Source organism: Shewanella sp. HL-SH5, from assembly GCF_051163755.1.
Taxonomy (GTDB): domain Bacteria; phylum Pseudomonadota; class Gammaproteobacteria; order Enterobacterales; family Shewanellaceae; genus Shewanella; species Shewanella glacialimarina.
The window spans coordinates 901,378-920,699 of the sequence record NZ_CP195038.1 but is presented as its reverse complement, the minus strand read 5'-3'; the positions used below and the strand labels follow the sequence as shown (position 1 = coordinate 920,699).

Here is a 19,322-nt window from a genome sequence, read left to right as displayed (position 1 = left end):
AAATTAAAATTTACAATTAAGCCAGTGCTAATATTTAACCATTTATACTCACTGAATAAACTGTGTATTTGTATGTCAATGCAGCAAGATTTACCAAATCTAGTGAACTAATCTAATAAACGCACAATAGAGCAAATATTCTTAAATACATCAGCATAGATAAATAAGTTGCCACTTTATGACTAAAGTAAGTTTTCATTGACCTACTATCTAAAAGCGCTCTAATCTAAACACTCGTTTGATTATTAACCTACCGATATAATCGGCATAAATATAAAACTAATAAAGGTGAATACCATGGCATATGATGCTGACTCAACTCTCGACCTAAGCTGCTACAAATCTATTGTTGATTTGATTGAACAAAGCTGCGCCAAGTTTGGTAATAAAACAGCATATGCTTGCCTAGGCAAAAACATCACCTTTACCGAGGTTGAACAGCTTTCGCGTGACTTTGCAGCATACTTGCAAAACTGCACAAATTTGAAGCCAGGTGATCGTATCGCCGTTCAGTTACCTAATATCACTCAGTTTGTCATTGCCGCTTACGGTATTATTCGGAGTGGTTTTGTTATAGTGAACACTAACCCACTGTATACGGAACGAGAGTTAATTCATCAATATAATGACTCTGGCGCTAAAGCTTTAGTGGTATTATCAGACTTACTGCCCACCTTAGAAAACGTGGTCAAATCTACTACCATTGAATACGTCATCTCCACCCACGCGCTGGATATGATCGCGCCACAAGATCAACCCCAAACAGCCATCAACAATATTGAATTTAATACATTATTATCTCAAGGTCGCGAGCACATATTTACCCCAGTAAAGCCTAACCAAACAGACTTAATTGCCTTACAATACACAGGCGGCACAACTGGATTATCAAAAGGCGCCATGCTAACCCATCGCAATTTGTTGGCTAACTCAGGGCAAGTTAAGTCAAGAATTGCCAGCACCATGACCGAAGGCGAAGATATCTTTGTTGCGCCGTTGCCGATTTATCATATCTACGCTTTTATGGTTAACTTAGTGCTGTATTTTGAATCAGGTGGGTGCTCAGTATTAATCCCTAATCCTCGGGATATAGCTGGATTAATCAACACCATGAAAGCTTATCCTTTTACAGGATTTGCTGGCCTTAACACCTTATTTATTGGCTTATGCCACCAGCCAGAGTTTAAAGCGCTCGATTTTAGTCATATGACCATTACCATTTCCGGCGGAACAGCGCTAACGAGCGCTGCTGCCAATTTATGGCAACAGACTACCGGTTGCATGATATCTGAGGGTTACGGCTTGTCAGAGACCTCTCCAGTTGTCAGTTTAAATGCGCCAGGACATCAACGCTTAGGTACTATCGGAAAGCCTGTTTTAGACACCAAAATTAAAATCTTAGACATGAACGATAACGAAGTGGAAATTGGCACAGCCGGTGAACTCGCTGTAAGTGGCCCCCAGGTTATGTCTGGATATTGGAATAAACCACAAGAAACAGCTAACGTAATGACTCAAGATGGCTATTTCAAAACAGGTGATATAGCGATAGCAACAGAGGATGGTTACCACACTATCGTTGATCGTAAAAAAGACATGATCATTGTATCCGGCTTTAATGTTTACCCAAATGAAGTGGAAGATGTCCTTTCTGGACATGAACTTATTATGGAATGTGCCGTGGTAGGTGTCGCAAACGATCATTCCGGAGAAGCAGTAAAAGCGGTAATTGTATTAAAAGATCCCGATCAAGATAGCGAAGCAGCCAAAGAATCGATTAAGCAATATTGTCGTACTCAGCTTACCGCCTATAAAGTACCTCGTATTATTGAGTTCACCGCCCAATTACCTAAAAGTACTGTTGGTAAAATTTTACGCAGAGAATTACGTAAGTAACCAACACTAATCCCCAATAAAAAAACATGCCCAGACATCTTTTTTATTGGGGAACGATTTAACTCAAATCTGATCACTCTGGCTGCTCAGTCAGTAATTGCAAACTGGCAAATTCTCGATATAACTCACTCGATTGCATTAATTGATTATGCGTTCCTGATGCGACAAGCTGGCCTTTATCGAGTACTAAAATACGATCAGCGTTAATAACCGTTGCCAACCTATGGGCAATTATCAGTGTGGTGCGATCCGCCATTAATGTCTCTAAAGCTTGTTTTACTTTCACCTCACTGACCGCATCCAAAGCACTGGTTGCTTCATCTAATAACAACACGGGTCTATCGGCTAATATTGCTCTAGCAATTGCAATACGTTGTTTTTGCCCTCCGGATAAACGTACGCCGCGCTCACCTAAATAGGTATTATAACCTTCAGGGAAATCAACGATAAACTCGTCGGCCTTAGCAGCAATACATGCTTGCTTAACCTCTTCCTCTGTCGCATCAATTCGCCCGTAGCGCACATTTTCAAACACACTACTGGCAAAAATCACCGACTCTTGTGGCACTAGGGCAAACTGCTGGCGTAATTGATGTAAAGACAAGTTAGCTATATCAATACCATCTAGCGATATCGAACCTGACTTGGGCTGATAAAAGCGCAGCAGTAATTCAAATAAAGTACTCTTACCTGCTCCACTGGGTCCAACTAAAGCGACCCGTTCACCGGCTTGAATGTCGACGCTTAAATGATTAATCACATCAATATTAGTCTCTGCAGGGTAAGTAAACACTAACTCCGACAATGATAATGCACCATGAGTCTTACCTTTTAATTGCTCTGGTATCGCTAGTTGAACGATATCAACTGGCGCTAGGCTTAATTCAATTAAACGTTCTGTCGCTCCTGAAGCACGCTGAATTTCACTGAACACTTCACTGATGGTTGCAACCGCTCCAGCTACCATAACGGCATAGAACATAAAGGCCGATAATTCACCGGCAGATATACTGCCAGACATCACGTCCTGCGCACCAACCCAGGTCACAAAAGCAATCGCTGAAATACTTAAAAACATCACAGTGGCAATCAATAACGCGCGATACTTAATCCGCCCTTTAGCCACACTCATCACCGACTCGACACGTTCGGTAAAAGCCGCTTTATCCTGTGACTCATGGGTATAAGCTTGCACCGTATGTATTTCATGCAAGGTTTCGTCAATATAAGCGCCTAAATCCCCAACTCTATCTTGGCTCTCACGCGATAATCGTCTGACTTTATTGCCAAAAAAGGCCACCGGCCCTAGCACTAACGGTACAGCGAGTAATACTAATCCAGTTAATTTAACCGAGGTAAAACCCATCATCACAATGCCGCCAATAACTGTCACCGCTGACCTTAGTGCCATCGACAAACTTGACCCTACAACGCTTTGTATCAAGGTGCTGTCAGCAGTAAAACGAGAAATAACCTCTCCGGTGCGTTGCGAGGCAAAAAAAGCCGGTGACAAGGTCAACAAATGCGAATAAACCCTTAAACGAATATCTGCACTGACCCGCTCACCCAACCAGGTCATTAAGTAGAATCGACAGAAAACAGCACTAGCACTGATAATAGTAATACCGACAATAAATAACATAATCTGATTTAATCGGTCGGCGTTGTCGGCAATAAAGCCCTCATCCACCATTAACTTCACTCCCTGACCTAAAGATAACCAAGCAAGTGAACCGATGAATAGGAAGACTATCGCAGCAAACACTTTCACTTTATAAGGTTTTAGAAAATCGAGGATCCAAGGTAGTACGCTATAAGTAGTATTTGATGTCGATAATGCACTAGTGGATATCAAAGGAGTGCCACTCTCTGAAGGAGTAACAGGAGCATTATCTGCCGTGGATTTTGTCACTGTAATAACCTACATAACAAATTAAGATGATACGATACTACCAATAAATCGTAGTATTGTGGATGTATTATCCATATCCACTGTATAGCCATCGAATGATAATGACTGTTACACTGTTAGCTAACATACATTCTGACCATTCATAAATCTAATTCGACCCAGAAAATATGAACTATAGCCCCAACAATGCATTCAAACTATCACGTGGATTCACCCTAATAGAATTGGTCGTGGTCATCTTAATTTTGGCTATATTAGCCATTATTGCCTCAAGTAAATTTATTAATTTTCGACGTGATGCCATAATCTCAACTATGGCAGGTATGGAAAGTGCGATGCAGACAGCTGCAACGTTAACTTACTCAAAAGCCGCGATTGCTGGCGTTGAAAAACTGGCGACAAATACAATTAATATTGATGGAGTTGCTGTTAAGCTGGCTTATGGTTATCCAGATGGCACAGCATCTGGTATCGACTTACTGATGGATGTCCCCAGTGGAGATTGGAAAAAACGCCCTAGTATTTATTCTGGTGCTTGGATTTACTGGCACGGTAAAATTGCAGAAGATGCGGGCGTCGCGGCTTGCTACTTGCGGTACAGGCAAGCAGTTTCTGTCAGTGGCCGGCCAATTATTGACGTAGAGACGACAGGTTGTTAATGAGTACTTGGTAGACTTATTGACACTGCTTGCTAGCAGCTCAGTAAAATGAGTCTATTATTATAAACGTTAACGCTCGCTCACTTAACATATCATGCTTCTGGATAGCGTTTTTCAATCGTTTTAAGCGAGCGAAGAAAAATACCTAAACCACCGACACTCAGCACCAGAATAACAATTAAATCAAATGCGCTCATATGGCTGAAGCGGAAATTAATAGAACTAATCACCCCAAAAATTAACCCTACTAATGAGCCAAAGGTCAATATCCAGCCAAAGATATTTTTAGCATTGTAAAACATTAACCCCACACCAAACATAAAGGGGATCATAATCATCCCGCTGGTGAAGTTCATACCGCTTACATTATATAAACTTTGGCTAAGGCCAAATGAGCTGGTGACTTTAATCGCCTTGAGCAGCATATAAAAGCCACCACTCATCATAATTAAGCCAATAAAAAATGACCCTATTCCCCCAGATGTTCCACCAGCACCTTTCATATCAATCCTTTATATGCATTACGTTTTAGCAGATGTTACTCAGTCAAAGGCTTAAATACAATCATATCGACACCAGCCATTTGTACTAAGGCCTAGCACTTGATAGCAATTAATAGATAACTAAGGTAGCAAACTCACTTTCCACAGTGCTGCACACCATGACATGAGCACCAGCAACACGCACAATCAGCCATAGTAAGAGTCAGTTTGATATAATATACAAACCAGTGATTTCAATCACACGCCTTAACTGCGATAATTAACAGCTTTAATGCATTCACTTTTGGGTAACATCAATGACAACCAGCCAATTTTCCTGCCAAGGTATCGAACTCACCTTATTTCGTTATCCTAAAAAGCAAGAATCTAATCTGCAGGCCTGGGATGCTAGCGATGAACACCTGATAAAGCACCTTATTGAAAACCAGCAAAAGCCGGTTAATACTGCCATCATCAATGACAGTTTTGGAGCGTTACAGTGTGCATTAACCGCTATAAATGATCACTGGCCATTAGTGATTGAAACAGACGCAAAAACAAGTCTTTTGGGCGCACAGCAAAACCTGTCGGACAATCACCTTAATGCAAAGTATATTGAGTACTTTAATAGCCGAGAGTTACTGCCACGTAACATCCAACTAGTGTTGATGAAGTTGCCCAAAAACCTCAGCTATTTTGCCCATCAATTACAGCGGTTATCGCACGTGTTACCACAGGGCGTTGAAGTGTTGATTAGCGCTAAAGCAAAGTCGATTAACAAATCGATTATTGATGTGATTAGCAAAAATTTAGGCCCTGCATCAGCCAGTTTAACCTGGAAGAAAACCCGCGTAATTTCTTGTATAGCAGATGGTTTAACTAGAGCCTTGCCGCAAGACGTGAGTTGGGAGGTGGCTGAATTAGGCTTAAGCATTAATAATATGACTAATGTTTTTGCCGCCAACAAACTCGATATCGGCGCGCGCTTCATGTTAGATAACATGCCACAAGGTCAGTATCATACCATTGTCGATTTAGGCTGTGGCAATGGCATTTTAGGGCTACGAGCTGCGCAGCTTTATCCTAATGCTAATATCCATTTTGTTGATGATTCTGAAATGGCGGTTGAATCTAGCCGCGTTAACTTTAGTGCCAATAAACTTAACGCTAAAGCAACGTTTCATTGGGATGACTGTTTGACCAATCTGGGTGATGTTGAGCCTGATTTAGTCCTATGTAATCCCCCATTTCACCAAGGTGAAGCGATTACCGACCATATTGCTTGGCAAATGTTTTTAGACGCCTATCGCAAACTGGCAACCGGCGGCGTATTACACGTAGTAGGTAATCGACATTTAGAGTATCACGTCAAAATAAAACGCATTTTCAAAAACTGCACAACCATTGCATCAAATGATAAATTCGTTATTTTACATGCAATTAAACAGTAGTCTTTTCATCTACAAGGTTGTTGTTATCTGAACCACTATTTTCTATGGTGTTACTCGCTTGCGGCGGTGACAATAGCAGTGCAATTTTCTGCCGCCAAGTTAAATGGGGCTGACTCACATCTGCTAGCAAATCACGCCACTCTGCAAAGGTTACCGTTAACGGATTAAAACTGTTTACTGGTTTAGTGATACCGTATTCAACCGTATCCACTTCGGGTTCAAACGTGCCAAAAAGCTTATCCCAAATAATCAATACTCCGGCGTAATTTTTATCAATATACTGCGGGTTACGGCCATGGTGTACGCGATGATGTGAAGGGGTATTAAATATATACTCCATAAACCCTAAAGATTTCACTGCTTGAGTGTGCACAAAAAACTGCAAACCTAAGTTTAACAACACCACAAATACTATCCAGTTAGGATCAAAACCGATCACAACCAAAGGCAACCAAAATAGCCACATACCCGCCAATGGATACATTAAACTTTGTCTAAAAGCGGTACTAAAGTTCATATTCTCCGAGCTATGGTGCACCACATGCGCCGCCCACATCCAACGAATACGATGACTGGCACGATGAAACCAGTAATAGCAAAAGTCTTGGGCAATAATCAGCGCAATAAAACTCACCACCGTCATTTGAATATCGAACATGCGCCAATCAAATAGCCATAAATACAGTTTTGCGATGAGTAACCCGGCCAATAAATCAGTAGCCTGATGCATTGCCGCTAAGGCAAAGTTACACGCCACTTCAACACCATGATATTGAGCGTTGACAGGTAAACGGTTTCGAACCAGCCATTCGAGTAAAATGCATACAAAAAATAGCGGTGCAAGTGCTAATAGCAGCACTTCAGGATGAGATATTAACCATTCAAAATTCATCTAATTGTCCGTGTTATAACTTAATGTGTGAACGATCACTACCATTTTGCAAAGTGGTCTTCCGCTAACCCTAGTTGATTGTGTAAGTGATACTTTGTGCCATCATTATCAATCAATATCCCGCTGTAATAACCTATATATTGACGAAAATTATTCTTTATAAAACCAAGGTTAAGCTTTTCTTTACGGCAATTGAGTGCCCTAAAAGTCAAATCGACTTGACCATCATTAGTCGATATCTGCCAAAAATCATCACTAATCTGACGGTTAAAAATAAAGTTCGCAGCACCTAAAAAGTGACGTTGACCATTTATCCACATAACATTTTCAGTATTACCGGTTTCATTAACACCCGCAGCCAAATTTAATCCTATGGCCCCTTGGGAGGTTAACGCATTAATTGAAGCCCAGCGCCATGCTGTTTTAGCCCGCATATAACCTGCTGAAAAATCATAACTGGCCAAAGCATTAAGTAAAGGTTGCGGCTCATTGAAAACAGTTAGCTCGCCAGACACCGCCAAGGCATTATGTTTTTGGGTATATGTCCAACCATTATAACCGGTCGGTGTAGACAAGCTGAGCGGCAAACTTAATGCAGGTGGCGACAAAACTAGCTTGGCTTGAATATTAGTTAATAGAATATTGACCTGCCACTGACCATCTTTAATATCAAATTCAAAATGATGCTGCTTACTGCCCACTTTTGCAGAGCCCTTACTAGCAGATGCACTTAATCGACACCCAATCCCAAAAGGCCTTAGCCATTCAGATTGCACCAAGCGGTTAGCTTGAATGTCGTATAAATAACAAAAACTGGAAGCAGCGTAGCGAATATCAGCAATTGCCAAACCTAATATATAACGCTGAGTCACAATGCTGACAAATTGAAATTGTTTAAAATCAAAATACTTTGCAACAAACGAGGCGGGCTTATCCATTTCATTAAAATACTTAAAGGCTTTCACATTTAAGTTTTTAACACTTCCATCAAATAAACCAAAAACAGGTTGCCCGTCATGGCCAATTAAACTTTCAGGGGCAAATTGCGGCTGAACAAGCTGCATACTGGGTCCATATTATTTAACATTATTATGACTGCTAAATTGACCTGATAAAATCAGATTGTCAACCAAGATAAATCATTTACCCAACACGATGCCAGCCATGTTAAAACGCTCGTTTTCTGTTATCCTTTCGCTATAATCTATCAACACAATGATTTTTAAGTATCACCATGAAAAAAATGATCCCTGCTTTATTAAGTATCTTGTTATTAACTGCTTGTGCTAGCCACGAGCCAACTCATATTGCATTAAACCCAGCTCTTGGAGCTGTCGGTTTACACACAACTAATGATACAGCTATCAGCATCGAGATGCTTGATACCCGCTCAAAAAGCTTTATTGTTCAACTTGACCAGGCCCCTGAGGCACCCAAATTAGTGGGCTCAAGTGAACCGATTCGAGCGCAGCTTGATACCATTTTTAGAGCAGGAATGCGTAAAGCTGGTTATGTGGTCGATCCTGCTGCCAGTAAGCAGGTCGAATTTCAACTAGAATATTTGCTCACTAATGTCATCAATAACACCTTAAATTACGAAGCGAAAACACGTTTAGTGATCAATGTTAAAGCGTCGAATTCACGTCAAGAATTTACCAAAAGCTTCAGTGGTAACGGTTATTTTAAAGACTCATTCAGTCCTGATTTCGCCACGTTAGAGCTGGAAATGAACAAACTGATTGATAAGTTAACCACTGAAATTCTAAACGATGATGAATTACATCAATTTTTAAATAACTAAATATACCCAAAAGTTGATAGATAGATTTTTTAAAAAAGAAGGAATATTCATGTTTTCGAAATTTCGTTCAGTTACCACTGCCGTGTCTATATTGTTATTAACGACCTTTAGCGCCCAAGCTACTGTCGATATTCAACCCGATACGCTTTATCCCAAAGTCACCTTAGAAACCTCTATGGGTAACATAGTCATTGAGCTCGACCGCACTCGCGCCCCACGTACAGTCGATAATTTTTTAACCTATGTTGTAAAAGGTGAATATAACGGCACTTTATTTCATCGTGTCATTGCTGAATTTGTTGTGCAAGGCGGCGGAGTTACCACTGCATTAGAAGAACTGCCAACAATGGCGTCTGTGGTGAACGAGTCAGGCAATGGTCTATCAAATGGCTTAGGCACTATCGCTATGGCACGTGATAACGATCCGCACTCTGCTAATAGTCAGTTTTACTTTAATGTTGCCGATAACAAAAAACTCGACCCATCTAAACGTCGCTGGGGATATGCCGTGTTTGGTGAAGTTATTGAAGGGATGGATGTGTTAGAAGCCATTTCGTTAGTGCCAACAGAGCAAAATACCACTCTAAATTGGCCAGATGTGCCAGTAAATAAAGTCATTCTTAAAAAAGCGACATTACAAGCTCGTTAGTTTACTCCTTCAACTGCTGATCATCGGCTTCTTACCAGGCTTGTCGACAACATATAAAGGGTATTTGTGATAACGCGTTTTATTTATAAAGCGCGTTATCGACCAAATTAAGCCACACTTCAGTTTTATTTGTTGAAATAAACAGACCAAACCAACAGCATTTACTGCAACATATTAAAATAAATCATTAATAATCTATTTTGTAACAAACATTAATTCTGCTGTACCTAGCTACCGTTTTAGAGCTTTGCGTCTATACTCTAAAATATACTCCAAATGCTGTTTCTTTATGCATTCATTTTCAAGGACGTTTTATGACAGCTAACGATTTTATTGAAACCAAAGCTCCCCAACTGGCATATTATGGAAAAGCTTTTTTAAGCAACCAACTCGAATACAAAGAAATTCAACTCTATATGTGGGATGTACTCGAGGAGTGGCAACATTTAACAGAAATAACACCTGCCGTGGAATGCCCACAAACGGACACTGAAAAAGTGTTTTGGCATCTATTACACTGCTTTGACAAATGGCCTGATTGGGCGTTGCGGGGTGATATGTTCCTGCGCAGTCAGGTTAATGAATGCTGTGACTATATTAATATTGGTGGCACGTTTCCTCAAAGTTGCATCGGTGTTCGACCTTAATCATGTAAATGAATATTTATGGTTAATTCCAGCAGTCGAGCCATTGATTTAAGCTAATTTCATAATCAATGGCTTGAACCATTTCAGTCCAGGCCTTAAGCTAGCCCCATCGCCTCATTAATCCAGCATCCATGTCAGATATATTAAACCGTTGTCGTGACCTTTTTTCCGTTTACTATCACAAACGGGTACTGATCCTATTATTTCTCGGGTTCTCCGCCGGTTTGCCTTTAATGTTGGTATATTCAACTTTGAGCTTTTGGTTAAGGGAAGCTGGTGTTGACAGGGCTGCTATAGGCTATTTTAGCTGGATAGGACTAACCTTCGCTTTCAAGTGGGCTTGGTCGCCTTTAGTTGATCGGATGACTTTACCACTATTTACCGCTTTTTTTGGCCGCCGAAGAGGCTGGATGATCTTCGCTCAATTGTGTTTAATTGGCGCTATTATTGGCCTATCGACAAGCGATCCTATTGAAGATCTTGAACGCTTAGCTATTTGCGCCCTGCTACTCGCTTTCGCCTCTGCTACCCAAGATATTGTTATTGATGCATTTAGAATTGAATCTGCCCCAGAGAAAATGCAAGCCGCATTAGCCGCAGCTTACCAAATGGGTTATCGCAGCGCTATGATTGTTGCTACCGCGGGGGCCTTAACTATTGCCGCTTGGATCTCTCCAGATAGCCAGACCTACAACCTTGAATCTTGGCAAACAGCTTACTTTGTTATGGCGCTTTTTATGAGTGTTGGCTTAATCACCACATTATTTGCTAAAGAGCCTGAAGTTGACACAAAAGCCGCTGATGCAATCGAACTGAAATTACAGCAAGATTTTGCCAAGCGTTATCCGCCTTTGCTTGCCAAAGGTTTTGCATGGGTTTACAACGCCTGCATCTTGCCTTTTATCGACTTTTTTAAACGATATGGTAAAAAAGCTATCCTAATTTTATTGCTGATTTCCTGTTACCGAATTTCCGACATTGTGATGGGCGTGATGGCCAACGTATTTTATGTTGACATGGGATTTAGCAAAGAAGAAATAGCTTTTTTAAGCAAGGTTTACGGCTTAATTATGACATTAGTCGGCGCAGGTGCTGGCGGTATTCTGGTGATGAAATATGGCACCATGCGTATTCTATTTTTAGGTGCACTCTTAGTTGCGGTGACTAACTTGCTGTTTGCATGGCAGGCCTATATTGGTTACAACGTGCCCTTTTTAACCTTCGCGATTTCTATCGACAACTTCAGCGCAGGTATTGCTACCGCGGCCTTTATTGCCTATCTCTCCAACTTAACCAGTAGCGGCTATAGCGCAACCCAATATGCATTATTGTCTTCTATTATGATCTTATTCCCAAAATTTATTGCAGGGTTTTCAGGCGAGTATGTCAATGCTTTTGGCTACGTTAACTTTTTTATTGCCGCTAGTCTGATTGGTTTCCCGGTGTTGTTACTCGTGGTACTGGTAAATCGGTCGCAAAATGCAAATATAGCCTCCATACCGACAGATGCTTCTAGTAATGAGTCGTCAGGTGTTGATAAGCCGCCACTTTAGTCGTTCACTGCCTAAATGATGTTTAAATATAGATTATGAAGAAGCTAAAAACGGAATCCATTTTAGGTAATGCTAATCATGATGAAATTCGCAAATACAGACAACTATTCTAATAACTTAGAGTTTTGAGTATATTGCGGACTTTGTTAAGTTCGCTCCACTCGATTTGATTGTCTACAAAGGTTAAAAAAGCCGATAGAGTTTCCTTTATCGGCTGTCGAGCCTACAAACATTTCTGTCATAACGATCGCGTTTAGCAATTAGTTCAATATCATTCAATCAAAAATATGTTGATTCTATTGAATTTATCTAGTTCAAGTGTACTCAAATAATTCAATTGCTCAGTACAAGGAACACAATTAAAAAGTTTACTCACTGAAACATTAATTATGTAGTTTTTATTTAGGACTAACTCTTCTTCACCTAACACTTGATCAAGCATACCCATCAACTTAGTTATTTTTAAGGCATCATCTGCATCTATGTCGATATCGACTTTGCTTTTGTTCAAATTGATTAGGAATTCTCCCAGCTCATCTGAATTTTCACCGGTCTCAAAATATAAAGGAGATAACTCGTTTGACACAACGAAGGCCTGAGGAAACCTGTTAGGAAAGTCTAATGTTTTCCATTTATCCGTTTTTATATCTAAATCAACTGCAAACGATGACGGAAGAAGGCATAAATATAGAAATAATGACCATAGTGATAAATGTATTATTTTCATCCATGAATACTCTGTTATTTAATCTTTAGCTTAATAAAGACAACTATTTAATAAAGAATTCATTTTAGTTCAATAACAAATAAATAGCACCTTCCTGTTTATTAAATTTTCACTTACCTAATGCTCATATGTGACAATAAAAAAACCGACATAAATGTCGGTTTTTTTATTAACACCCAGAATTAATCTCTGAAGTTATTGAACTGGAATGGTTGGCCAAGTTCCGACTCTCTGGCTAGGCGCATAACAGCTTGCAGGTCATCACGCTTTTTACCGGTAATACGCACAGAATCACCTTGAATAGCAGCTTGGACTTTAAGCTTGCTATCTTTAATGGCTTTGACCAATTTCTTAGCCACTAATGAATCAATACCCTGCTTAAAATTAACTTTTAAACTGAAGGTTTTACCGCTGTGAACCGATTTATCGTCAACTTCCATTGATGAAGGATCAACATTTCGCTTACTCAGCTGCATCCGTAATATATCGACTAACTGCTTACAGATAAAATCATCTTCTGATTTTAAAGTCACGACATTGTCTTTCAAATCAATATCGATCTCTTTTCCACGTAAGTCAAAACGGCCTGATACTTCGCGGCGAGAATTTTCTACCGCGTTACGTAGTTCTTCTTCGTCAACTTCTGACACGATATCCATTGATGGCATGGGGATCCTTTAATAAAGCTTGAGGTATTTAGGCTATTTTAACGCAAAATGTTCAGTTTTGGCGATATAACAGTGGAATATAGATGACTTTAATCGGTAGTTTTCTTATCATGGGGCAAATTTAGATAAGCCTCAAGGCAGATGTAACACTTGTGATCAATTATCGAAATGCTTTTAAATTGGCATTATTAATAGCTGTTGTAGTAACAAGCTACTTAGTATTTTCTAAGCCGAACTATTCACAGTCTTTTCAGCATATGGACAAAGTCGGTCATTTAGGCAGCTTTTTTGGTCTCGCTTTTCTTGCCCACTATGCCTTTAAACCCAAATGGTATTACTTGTTCGGTATATTGGCCAGCTATGCGGTATTGATTGAACTGGTTCAATCAAGGCTTCCTTACCGCAGTGCTTCTATAGGCGATGTTATTGCTGACTTTGTCGGCATTGCTTTATTCTATTTGCTTCATTTCAGCTTTTTACAGTATAAAAAACTGAAAGATAAAGGCGCTAAACCTTAATTAACGAGTGCTTTTGATGACGACACAAAAAATTGGTGTGATAGGTGCTGGCGCTATCGGCCAATTAATGTTCAATTTAATCGCGACACAAGCTAACTCGCAAACGGATACTGCCGTTTATTTAATTGGTCGAGAGCCAAGCTCTCATTCGAGCACACTTCAATTTACCGATCACTCCCAATCACGCCTAAATCGCACTGTTACTGTACTTGGACAAAATAGCTCAGAATTAGCGGAACTAGATCTTGTTATCATTTGCGTTAAAGCCTATCAGGTCAATAATCTTCTTTGCGACTTATTACCTAAGCTTGCCTGTCATTGTCATCTTATTTTGCTTCATAATGGAATGGGTCCACACTTAAATGCCGCTAAGCATCTTTGTGGTTACCCTAAAATGGGCCTAAGTTTAGCCACAACATCGCAAGGTGCTTTAAGAAACGCACAATGGCAGGTTACCCATACAGGCAATGGCCAAACAACTATCGGTCATTACCAAGGGCAAAAATTAGCTACATCGCTAAAAGACTGCTTATCGCAGGCAATACCTGAGCTGATATGGCACACCGATATCATTACCGCATTATGGCAAAAGTTAATCATAAATTGCGCGATTAACCCACTTACGACGATATTTTCATGCAAAAATGGTCAGTTGGCAGAGGATCGCTTTACCAAGCACATTCGCAAGATTGTGGAAGAGTGTATCGAGGTAGCTAAAGCTGATGGTATATCGTTATCGCTACCCGCCAGCCTAGAGATGGTCTACAAGGTCATTACGCTAACGGCCAATAACATCTCATCTATGTATCAAGATATTCTTCAACAGCGAAAAACTGAAATAGATTATATCAGTGGTTATGTGGTTGAGCGCGCTGCACAACATCAGATTGCCGTGCCCGCTAACGTTAATAATCAGCAAAGCATTAAAGCCTTAGAAAATGCTAATCAGTCAAATGCCACTTAGCTAAACAAGCGCCACATAATCAAGCTAACTCCACATCACTAACACCGCAGCAACAGCGATTAATAATAACCCTAACATATCATTTATTTTGACCTTTTGTTTAAGCCAAAAACTGGCGATGATCATCATAAAAAACACTTCTATTTGGCCTAATGTTTTAACATAAGGCACGGCCTGTAAAGACATAGCCGTAAACCAACCGATTGAGCCTATACAGCTGGTAACACTAATAAGTAGCGTTAGCTTAGGTCGCTTAAATAAATCAACTAAGGTTGCTTTATCATAGCTAAGTAAATAACTCACTAATATAGCCGTTTGTAGGCTGATAACGGCCAATAATACCCAGGCTGCACCGTGGGGGAATGGCGCATCAAGTTGTAAGCTCGCTTCTCTTACCCAAAGTGAAGTTAATGCAAAAGCACTACCGCAGGCTAGCCCAAGTAAAACTGTTTTTATCGACAGTTGTTTAAAGCCTTGTTTGGCACTTAATAGCATAATGGCAACCCCGCCAACCATGACACCTAACCAGCCCAATAAACTTAACTGAGTACCGAAAAAAATACCCCTAGTATTGCGGCAACTAACGCTTCGCTCTTTGCTAATCCTGCTCCAACGGCAAAATTTTGCATTTTAAATAACTTTACCATTAACCCTGTGGCCAAGATTTGCATTAAGGATGCACCGACGATAAATTGGATAAAATCAACATTAAAATCGGGAATATGAGTCGGTTGCCATTGATACAAACTCAATAAATACACTAACGCGATAGGCCATGCCCAAATAAATCGCGCTAACGTGACACCGGCAATGTTAACATCTTGACTTAACTGACTTTGAAAAGCATTGCGCCACGCTTGCATAAATGCAGCAAGAACAGTAAAGGCAATCCACATGCTTACTTTCCCCATAAAAGTTGTATGAAAGTCGATTAAACAGCCATAAAAAAGCCCTGATAAACAGGGCAGTTTTAAATGAACTACTTACTGGTATCTATATATTCAAACGATTTAACGAGATCATCAACCGCTTTAATTTGTTTCAAATAATTTTCTAATTGATGTAATGGTAAAGCACAAGGGCCATCACACATGGCATTATCTGGATCAGGATGCGCTTCAATAAATAAACCCGCAATGCCCAACGCCATACCACTTCTAGCAAGTTCAGTTGCCTGTGCACGGCGTCCACCGGCTGAATCACTACGTCCACCTGGGCGTTGCAAAGCATGGGTGGCATCAAAAATAACTGGGTAGCCAGATTGCTTCATTTCATCCATACCCAGCATATCGACAACGAGGTTGTTATAGCCAAAACAACTGCCGCGCTCACATAATAAAATGTTGTCATTGCCCGCTTCATTAAACTTTTTCACAATATGGCGCATTTCATGCGGCGCAAGAAACTGCGGCTTTTTGACATTAATGATAGCGCCGGTTTCAGCCATTGCGACAACTAAGTCAGTTTGACGAGCCAAAAACGCAGGTAATTGGATCACGTCAACCACTTCAGCCACAGGCTTACATTGGTAGATTTCATGAACATCAGTAATAATTGGTACATTAAAGGTTTTTTTGATTTCTTCAAAAATCTTCAAACCCTCTTCCATACCCGGACCGCGATATGAATGCACTGATGAACGGTTAGCTTTATCAAAAGAGGCTTTAAACACATAAGGAATACCCAGCTTTTGGGTTACTTCGACATAATGTTCAGCTATCGACATCGCTAAATCACGCGATTCAAGTACATTCATGCCACCAAATAACACAAATGGTTTATCGTTGGCTACTTCAGTGCCATTAGCTAATTCAATGATTTTTTGATTCATTTGACCTTCTTAACGCTTACGCGCCAATAATTAGTAAAAACTGACCACATAGCCACGCCATGTAAGTACCTAATGCATAACCTAATACTGCCAGTAAAACACCTACAGGAGCCAGTGAAGGATGAAATGCTGCTGCAACCACAGGAGCAGAAGCGGCACCGCCAACGTTGGCTTGACTGCCAACTGCCATATAAAACAACGGCGCTTTAATTAATTTAGCCACTAACAGCATAAAGCCTGCATGAACTAACATCCAAACAATCCCGACTAAAAAGTAAATCGGGGTGTCCATAATTTTGGTAACATCCATGTGCAAGCCAATAGTTGCCACCAATATGTATAAAAAGGCGGTAGCTACTTTCGATGCGCCCGCGGCTTCTAAATGCCTGACTGGGCTAAATGACATCGCTAAGCCAATTGTGGTAACAATAACAACTAACCAGAAAAACTTAGAGGTTAAACTGTAATCTGCTGTCCAGGGGTAATTGGTTTCAAAAAAGGGTCCTAGAAAATCTGCGGCCAAATGGGCAAAACCGGTAACACCAAAACCGACTGCAACTATCATCATTAAATCACGCTGGTTCGGAATACGGGCGTTTTCTGCTTGATACTTTTCAACTTTAGCTTTTAATACTTCAATTGCACGGGTGTCTGCACCGGTTCTAGCATCGATTTCTTTGGCTTTAGAGGCCATAAATAATAACACTGCCATCCAAATATTGGCGACGATAACATCGACAGTGACCATTACAGAGAAAATTTCCCCGCCTACACTATAAATCTCTTTCATGGCGGCCTGGTTTGCACCGCCGCCAATCCAGCTACCAGCAAGGGTTGTCATACCACGCCAAACCGCATCAGGGCCGTTATTACCGATAAGTGTTGGGTCGATAAATGAAACCAGTAATAACGCAATCGGTCCGCCTATAACAATACCCACAGTGCCGGTTAAAAACATGATAACCGCTTTAGGGCCCAAGCCTAAAATAGCTTTTAAATCGACACTTAAAATAAGTAACACTAGACACGCCGGTAATAAATAACGTGATGCTACATAATATAATTGAGAGGTATGACCGTCGACCACCCCAAACGTATTCAGCAATGAGGGTAAAAAGTAACATAATAAAAGTGCAGGAATAAACTTATAGAATTTTTGCCAAAATGGATGTGGCGATGAACTGGTATAAAATACAAACCCGAGAATAGCGGCCAGTAAACCCAGTGCGGTGGCGTCATTTGTGACCAGTGCCGACGTCGTCATGCAGTTTTCTCCCTTGCAAATGCAGTATAGAAAGCGAAATTCGCTTATGGTTATTTTCTTGTTTTTATTTATTGTTGATTGTACGGACTTGGTAAATTTTCTTAGGCGCTTATTTTTCTTTATATCAATATTTAGGCTCAGATGAGCCTAATATATTAATGATAAATTTGTGAGTGCTGACTTAGCTCTTTTAACTGCATTTTAACCAACTCAATCACGGGATCATGTGGGCTATTATCAATAAAGTGCTGTAAGTCAGACATCGCCACTTTAATGCAACCTAATTGCTGTGCAATAAAAGCACGTTCACGATTTAAGTTCACATCATCAGGATGCCATTGCAACAGTAAATTACAACATTCCATTGCCTGCTCAAACTTCTGGCTCACAATACAACCCGCTTTTAGCTCATGCAACATTCGACTGATTAAACGTTTTAAAGATGCTGGCTTAATATGGCTTGGTTTTAACTTAGCGGCATTACCTAACTCGCCTCGCACTAATGAATGTAATTGATGTCGGCTTAACTCTTTACCTGTTAATGGATCAAAGTAACTGATTTTATCATTCAATAAACTACGTAAAACCGTTTGCCCCGGCAGTAACACAGCCTCAAGCGGTAAATCCAATTGCTTAGCTAGCAACACGAGTAATGTCGCAAGAGTTGTACTATTACCCTGGCGCTTTAATACACAATAACAAAGGTCAGCCGCCTCTACGCTGAAGTAATCTTCACGTGCTTGAAAGCCTAAATCATTATAAAACCAGTTAAGTAGCCTTTGCAGCCGTGCTTCTTGATCAACCACATAATGGCTCAGTACTGAGCCTGCTATTTCATACCAAGCCCATAGAGCTGGCTGTGCACGAGAAAAACCTAAATGTTCTGATAATTCAAATGCAGTTTCAGGAATAGAAACTGCATTATCAAGTTGAAGTTTTGCCATTAAAAATCAATTAACCCATTAATACGACTTGTTTGAAATGAGCCAGTTTGGCCGCTAACACTAACCAACCGATTGCGCCGAGGAAGGCGAAAAACTTAAACAGTTTATTACGGCTTGATTTAAGCGCCATGATCCCTAATGCAATATATGCCACTACAGAGATAATTTTTTCCGTCATCCACGGATCCACGAATGGATATTGGTTGATCATGAAGCAAAGGGTGATCCCTGACGCTAATAAAAAAGTGTCAACTACGTGGGGTGCCACTTTAAGGAATTTTCTGTCCATAAGCGGTGATTGGCGTAGATGCAATACAAAACGCAACACAAAAAACGAGACGCTTAAAGCAATAAACATTAAATGAGTATGTTTTACCGCTGGATATAAACTGTAAAATGTTTCCATTATTGTTGTTCTCAGTTGGGCATAAATAAAATAGCGGCTAGTCTACTCGATAAACTAG

The 19,322-nt window shown here is 40.3% G+C and carries 19 protein-coding genes and 2 pseudogenes; 10 read left to right on the top strand and 11 right to left on the bottom strand.

Annotation, left to right across the window (positions count from 1 at the left end):
- Window positions 1–297 precede the first annotated feature (297 nt).
- Window positions 298–1,896, top strand: a complete 1,599-nt coding sequence (locus ACRWQM_RS03930) for an AMP-binding protein (protein WP_434931331.1) — start codon at window positions 298–300, stop codon at window positions 1,894–1,896.
- 73 nt (window positions 1,897–1,969) lie between these two features.
- On the opposite strand, the gene ACRWQM_RS03925 is transcribed toward ACRWQM_RS03930, so the two are convergent.
- On the bottom strand, window positions 1,970–3,751 hold the full coding sequence (locus ACRWQM_RS03925; RefSeq protein ID WP_434931974.1) for an ABC transporter transmembrane domain-containing protein: 1,782 nt from the start codon (window positions 3,749–3,751) through the stop codon (window positions 1,970–1,972).
- A gap of 224 nt (window positions 3,752–3,975) precedes the next feature.
- Between ACRWQM_RS03925 and ACRWQM_RS03920 the strand changes: the two are divergent.
- Window positions 3,976–4,071, top strand: a pseudogene (locus tag ACRWQM_RS03920) (prepilin-type N-terminal cleavage/methylation domain-containing protein); the annotation flags it as partial.
- A 72-nt stretch (window positions 4,072–4,143) separates the two neighbouring features.
- On the top strand, window positions 4,144–4,467 hold the full coding sequence (locus ACRWQM_RS03915) for a hypothetical protein (RefSeq protein ID WP_434932060.1): 324 nt from the start codon (window positions 4,144–4,146) through the stop codon (window positions 4,465–4,467).
- Window positions 4,468–4,559: 92 nt separating this feature from the next.
- On the opposite strand, the gene ACRWQM_RS03910 is transcribed toward ACRWQM_RS03915, so the two are convergent.
- Complete coding sequence (locus tag ACRWQM_RS03910) at window positions 4,560–4,970, bottom strand: hypothetical protein (RefSeq protein WP_434931330.1); 411 nt, start codon at window positions 4,968–4,970, stop codon at window positions 4,560–4,562.
- A gap of 296 nt (window positions 4,971–5,266) precedes the next feature.
- On the opposite strand from ACRWQM_RS03910, the gene ACRWQM_RS03905 reads away from it, so the two are divergent.
- Complete coding sequence (locus tag ACRWQM_RS03905) at window positions 5,267–6,400, top strand: methyltransferase (RefSeq protein WP_434931329.1); 1,134 nt, start codon at window positions 5,267–5,269, stop codon at window positions 6,398–6,400.
- Here the strand turns inward: ACRWQM_RS03905 and ACRWQM_RS03900 are convergent.
- Together ACRWQM_RS03900 and ACRWQM_RS03895 are read right to left on the bottom strand one after the other, a co-directional pair.
- Complete coding sequence (locus ACRWQM_RS03900) at window positions 6,390–7,292, bottom strand: sterol desaturase family protein (RefSeq protein ID WP_434931328.1); 903 nt, start codon at window positions 7,290–7,292, stop codon at window positions 6,390–6,392. The two genes, ACRWQM_RS03905 and ACRWQM_RS03900, sit on opposite strands and share 11 nt — an antisense overlap.
- Before the next feature lie 38 nt (window positions 7,293–7,330).
- Window positions 7,331–8,356: a DUF2804 domain-containing protein gene (locus tag ACRWQM_RS03895; RefSeq protein ID WP_434931327.1), complete on the bottom strand. Its 1,026-nt coding sequence runs from the start codon at window positions 8,354–8,356 to the stop codon at window positions 7,331–7,333.
- Between the two features lie 170 nt (window positions 8,357–8,526).
- Here ACRWQM_RS03895 and ACRWQM_RS03890 point away from each other — a divergent pair, with 170 nt between their 5' ends.
- From ACRWQM_RS03890 to ACRWQM_RS03875, 4 genes are all read left to right on the top strand, one after another.
- Entirely contained in the window at window positions 8,527–9,093 is a 567-nt protein-coding gene (locus ACRWQM_RS03890) for a YajG family lipoprotein (RefSeq protein WP_434931326.1), read from the top strand.
- A 49-nt stretch (window positions 9,094–9,142) separates the two neighbouring features.
- A complete protein-coding gene (locus ACRWQM_RS03885) occupies window positions 9,143–9,742 on the top strand; it encodes a peptidylprolyl isomerase (protein WP_434931325.1) in 600 nt (199 codons plus the stop codon).
- Window positions 9,743–10,056: 314 nt separating this feature from the next.
- Window positions 10,057–10,389, top strand: a complete 333-nt coding sequence (locus ACRWQM_RS03880) for a hypothetical protein (RefSeq protein ID WP_434931324.1) — start codon at window positions 10,057–10,059, stop codon at window positions 10,387–10,389.
- 131 nt (window positions 10,390–10,520) lie between these two features.
- The gene (locus ACRWQM_RS03875) at window positions 10,521–11,942 is read left to right on the top strand and encodes an AmpG family muropeptide MFS transporter (RefSeq protein WP_434931323.1); all 1,422 of its coding nucleotides are present in this window, start codon (window positions 10,521–10,523) and stop codon (window positions 11,940–11,942) included.
- A gap of 271 nt (window positions 11,943–12,213) precedes the next feature.
- On the opposite strand, the gene ACRWQM_RS03870 is transcribed toward ACRWQM_RS03875, so the two are convergent.
- Together ACRWQM_RS03870 and ACRWQM_RS03865 are read right to left on the bottom strand one after the other, a co-directional pair.
- Window positions 12,214–12,528 carry a hypothetical protein gene (locus ACRWQM_RS03870; protein WP_434931321.1) on the bottom strand — a complete coding sequence of 105 codons (315 nt, stop codon included), beginning with the start codon at window positions 12,526–12,528 and terminating at the stop codon, window positions 12,214–12,216.
- Window positions 12,529–12,851: 323 nt separating this feature from the next.
- Window positions 12,852–13,337, bottom strand: coding sequence for a YajQ family cyclic di-GMP-binding protein (locus ACRWQM_RS03865; protein ID WP_226413779.1), 486 nt, complete (start codon window positions 13,335–13,337; stop codon window positions 12,852–12,854).
- Between the two features lie 152 nt (window positions 13,338–13,489).
- Here ACRWQM_RS03865 and ACRWQM_RS03860 point away from each other — a divergent pair, with 152 nt between their 5' ends.
- Together ACRWQM_RS03860 and ACRWQM_RS03855 are read left to right on the top strand one after the other, a co-directional pair.
- Entirely contained in the window at window positions 13,490–13,855 is a 366-nt protein-coding gene (locus ACRWQM_RS03860) for a VanZ family protein (protein WP_434931320.1), read from the top strand.
- 16 nt (window positions 13,856–13,871) lie between these two features.
- Complete coding sequence (locus tag ACRWQM_RS03855; protein ID WP_434931319.1) at window positions 13,872–14,819, top strand: ketopantoate reductase family protein; 948 nt, start codon at window positions 13,872–13,874, stop codon at window positions 14,817–14,819.
- A 24-nt stretch (window positions 14,820–14,843) separates the two neighbouring features.
- Here ACRWQM_RS03855 and ACRWQM_RS03850 read toward each other — a convergent pair.
- The 5 genes and pseudogenes from ACRWQM_RS03850 to ACRWQM_RS03830 form a co-directional block, all read right to left on the bottom strand.
- A pseudogene (locus ACRWQM_RS03850) lies at window positions 14,844–15,715 on the bottom strand (multidrug transporter).
- Window positions 15,716–15,798: 83 nt separating this feature from the next.
- Complete coding sequence (gene kdsA, locus ACRWQM_RS03845; protein ID WP_226413771.1) at window positions 15,799–16,650, bottom strand: 3-deoxy-8-phosphooctulonate synthase; 852 nt, start codon at window positions 16,648–16,650, stop codon at window positions 15,799–15,801.
- Window positions 16,651–16,666: 16 nt separating this feature from the next.
- Window positions 16,667–17,914: a DUF819 domain-containing protein gene (locus ACRWQM_RS03840; RefSeq protein WP_434926953.1), complete on the bottom strand. Its 1,248-nt coding sequence runs from the start codon at window positions 17,912–17,914 to the stop codon at window positions 16,667–16,669.
- Between the two features lie 155 nt (window positions 17,915–18,069).
- Complete coding sequence (locus ACRWQM_RS03835; protein ID WP_434926954.1) at window positions 18,070–18,858, bottom strand: transglutaminase family protein; 789 nt, start codon at window positions 18,856–18,858, stop codon at window positions 18,070–18,072.
- A gap of 10 nt (window positions 18,859–18,868) precedes the next feature.
- Window positions 18,869–19,264 carry a SirB2 family protein gene (locus ACRWQM_RS03830; protein WP_434926955.1) on the bottom strand — a complete coding sequence of 132 codons (396 nt, stop codon included), beginning with the start codon at window positions 19,262–19,264 and terminating at the stop codon, window positions 18,869–18,871.
- Window positions 19,265–19,322 lie beyond the last annotated feature (58 nt).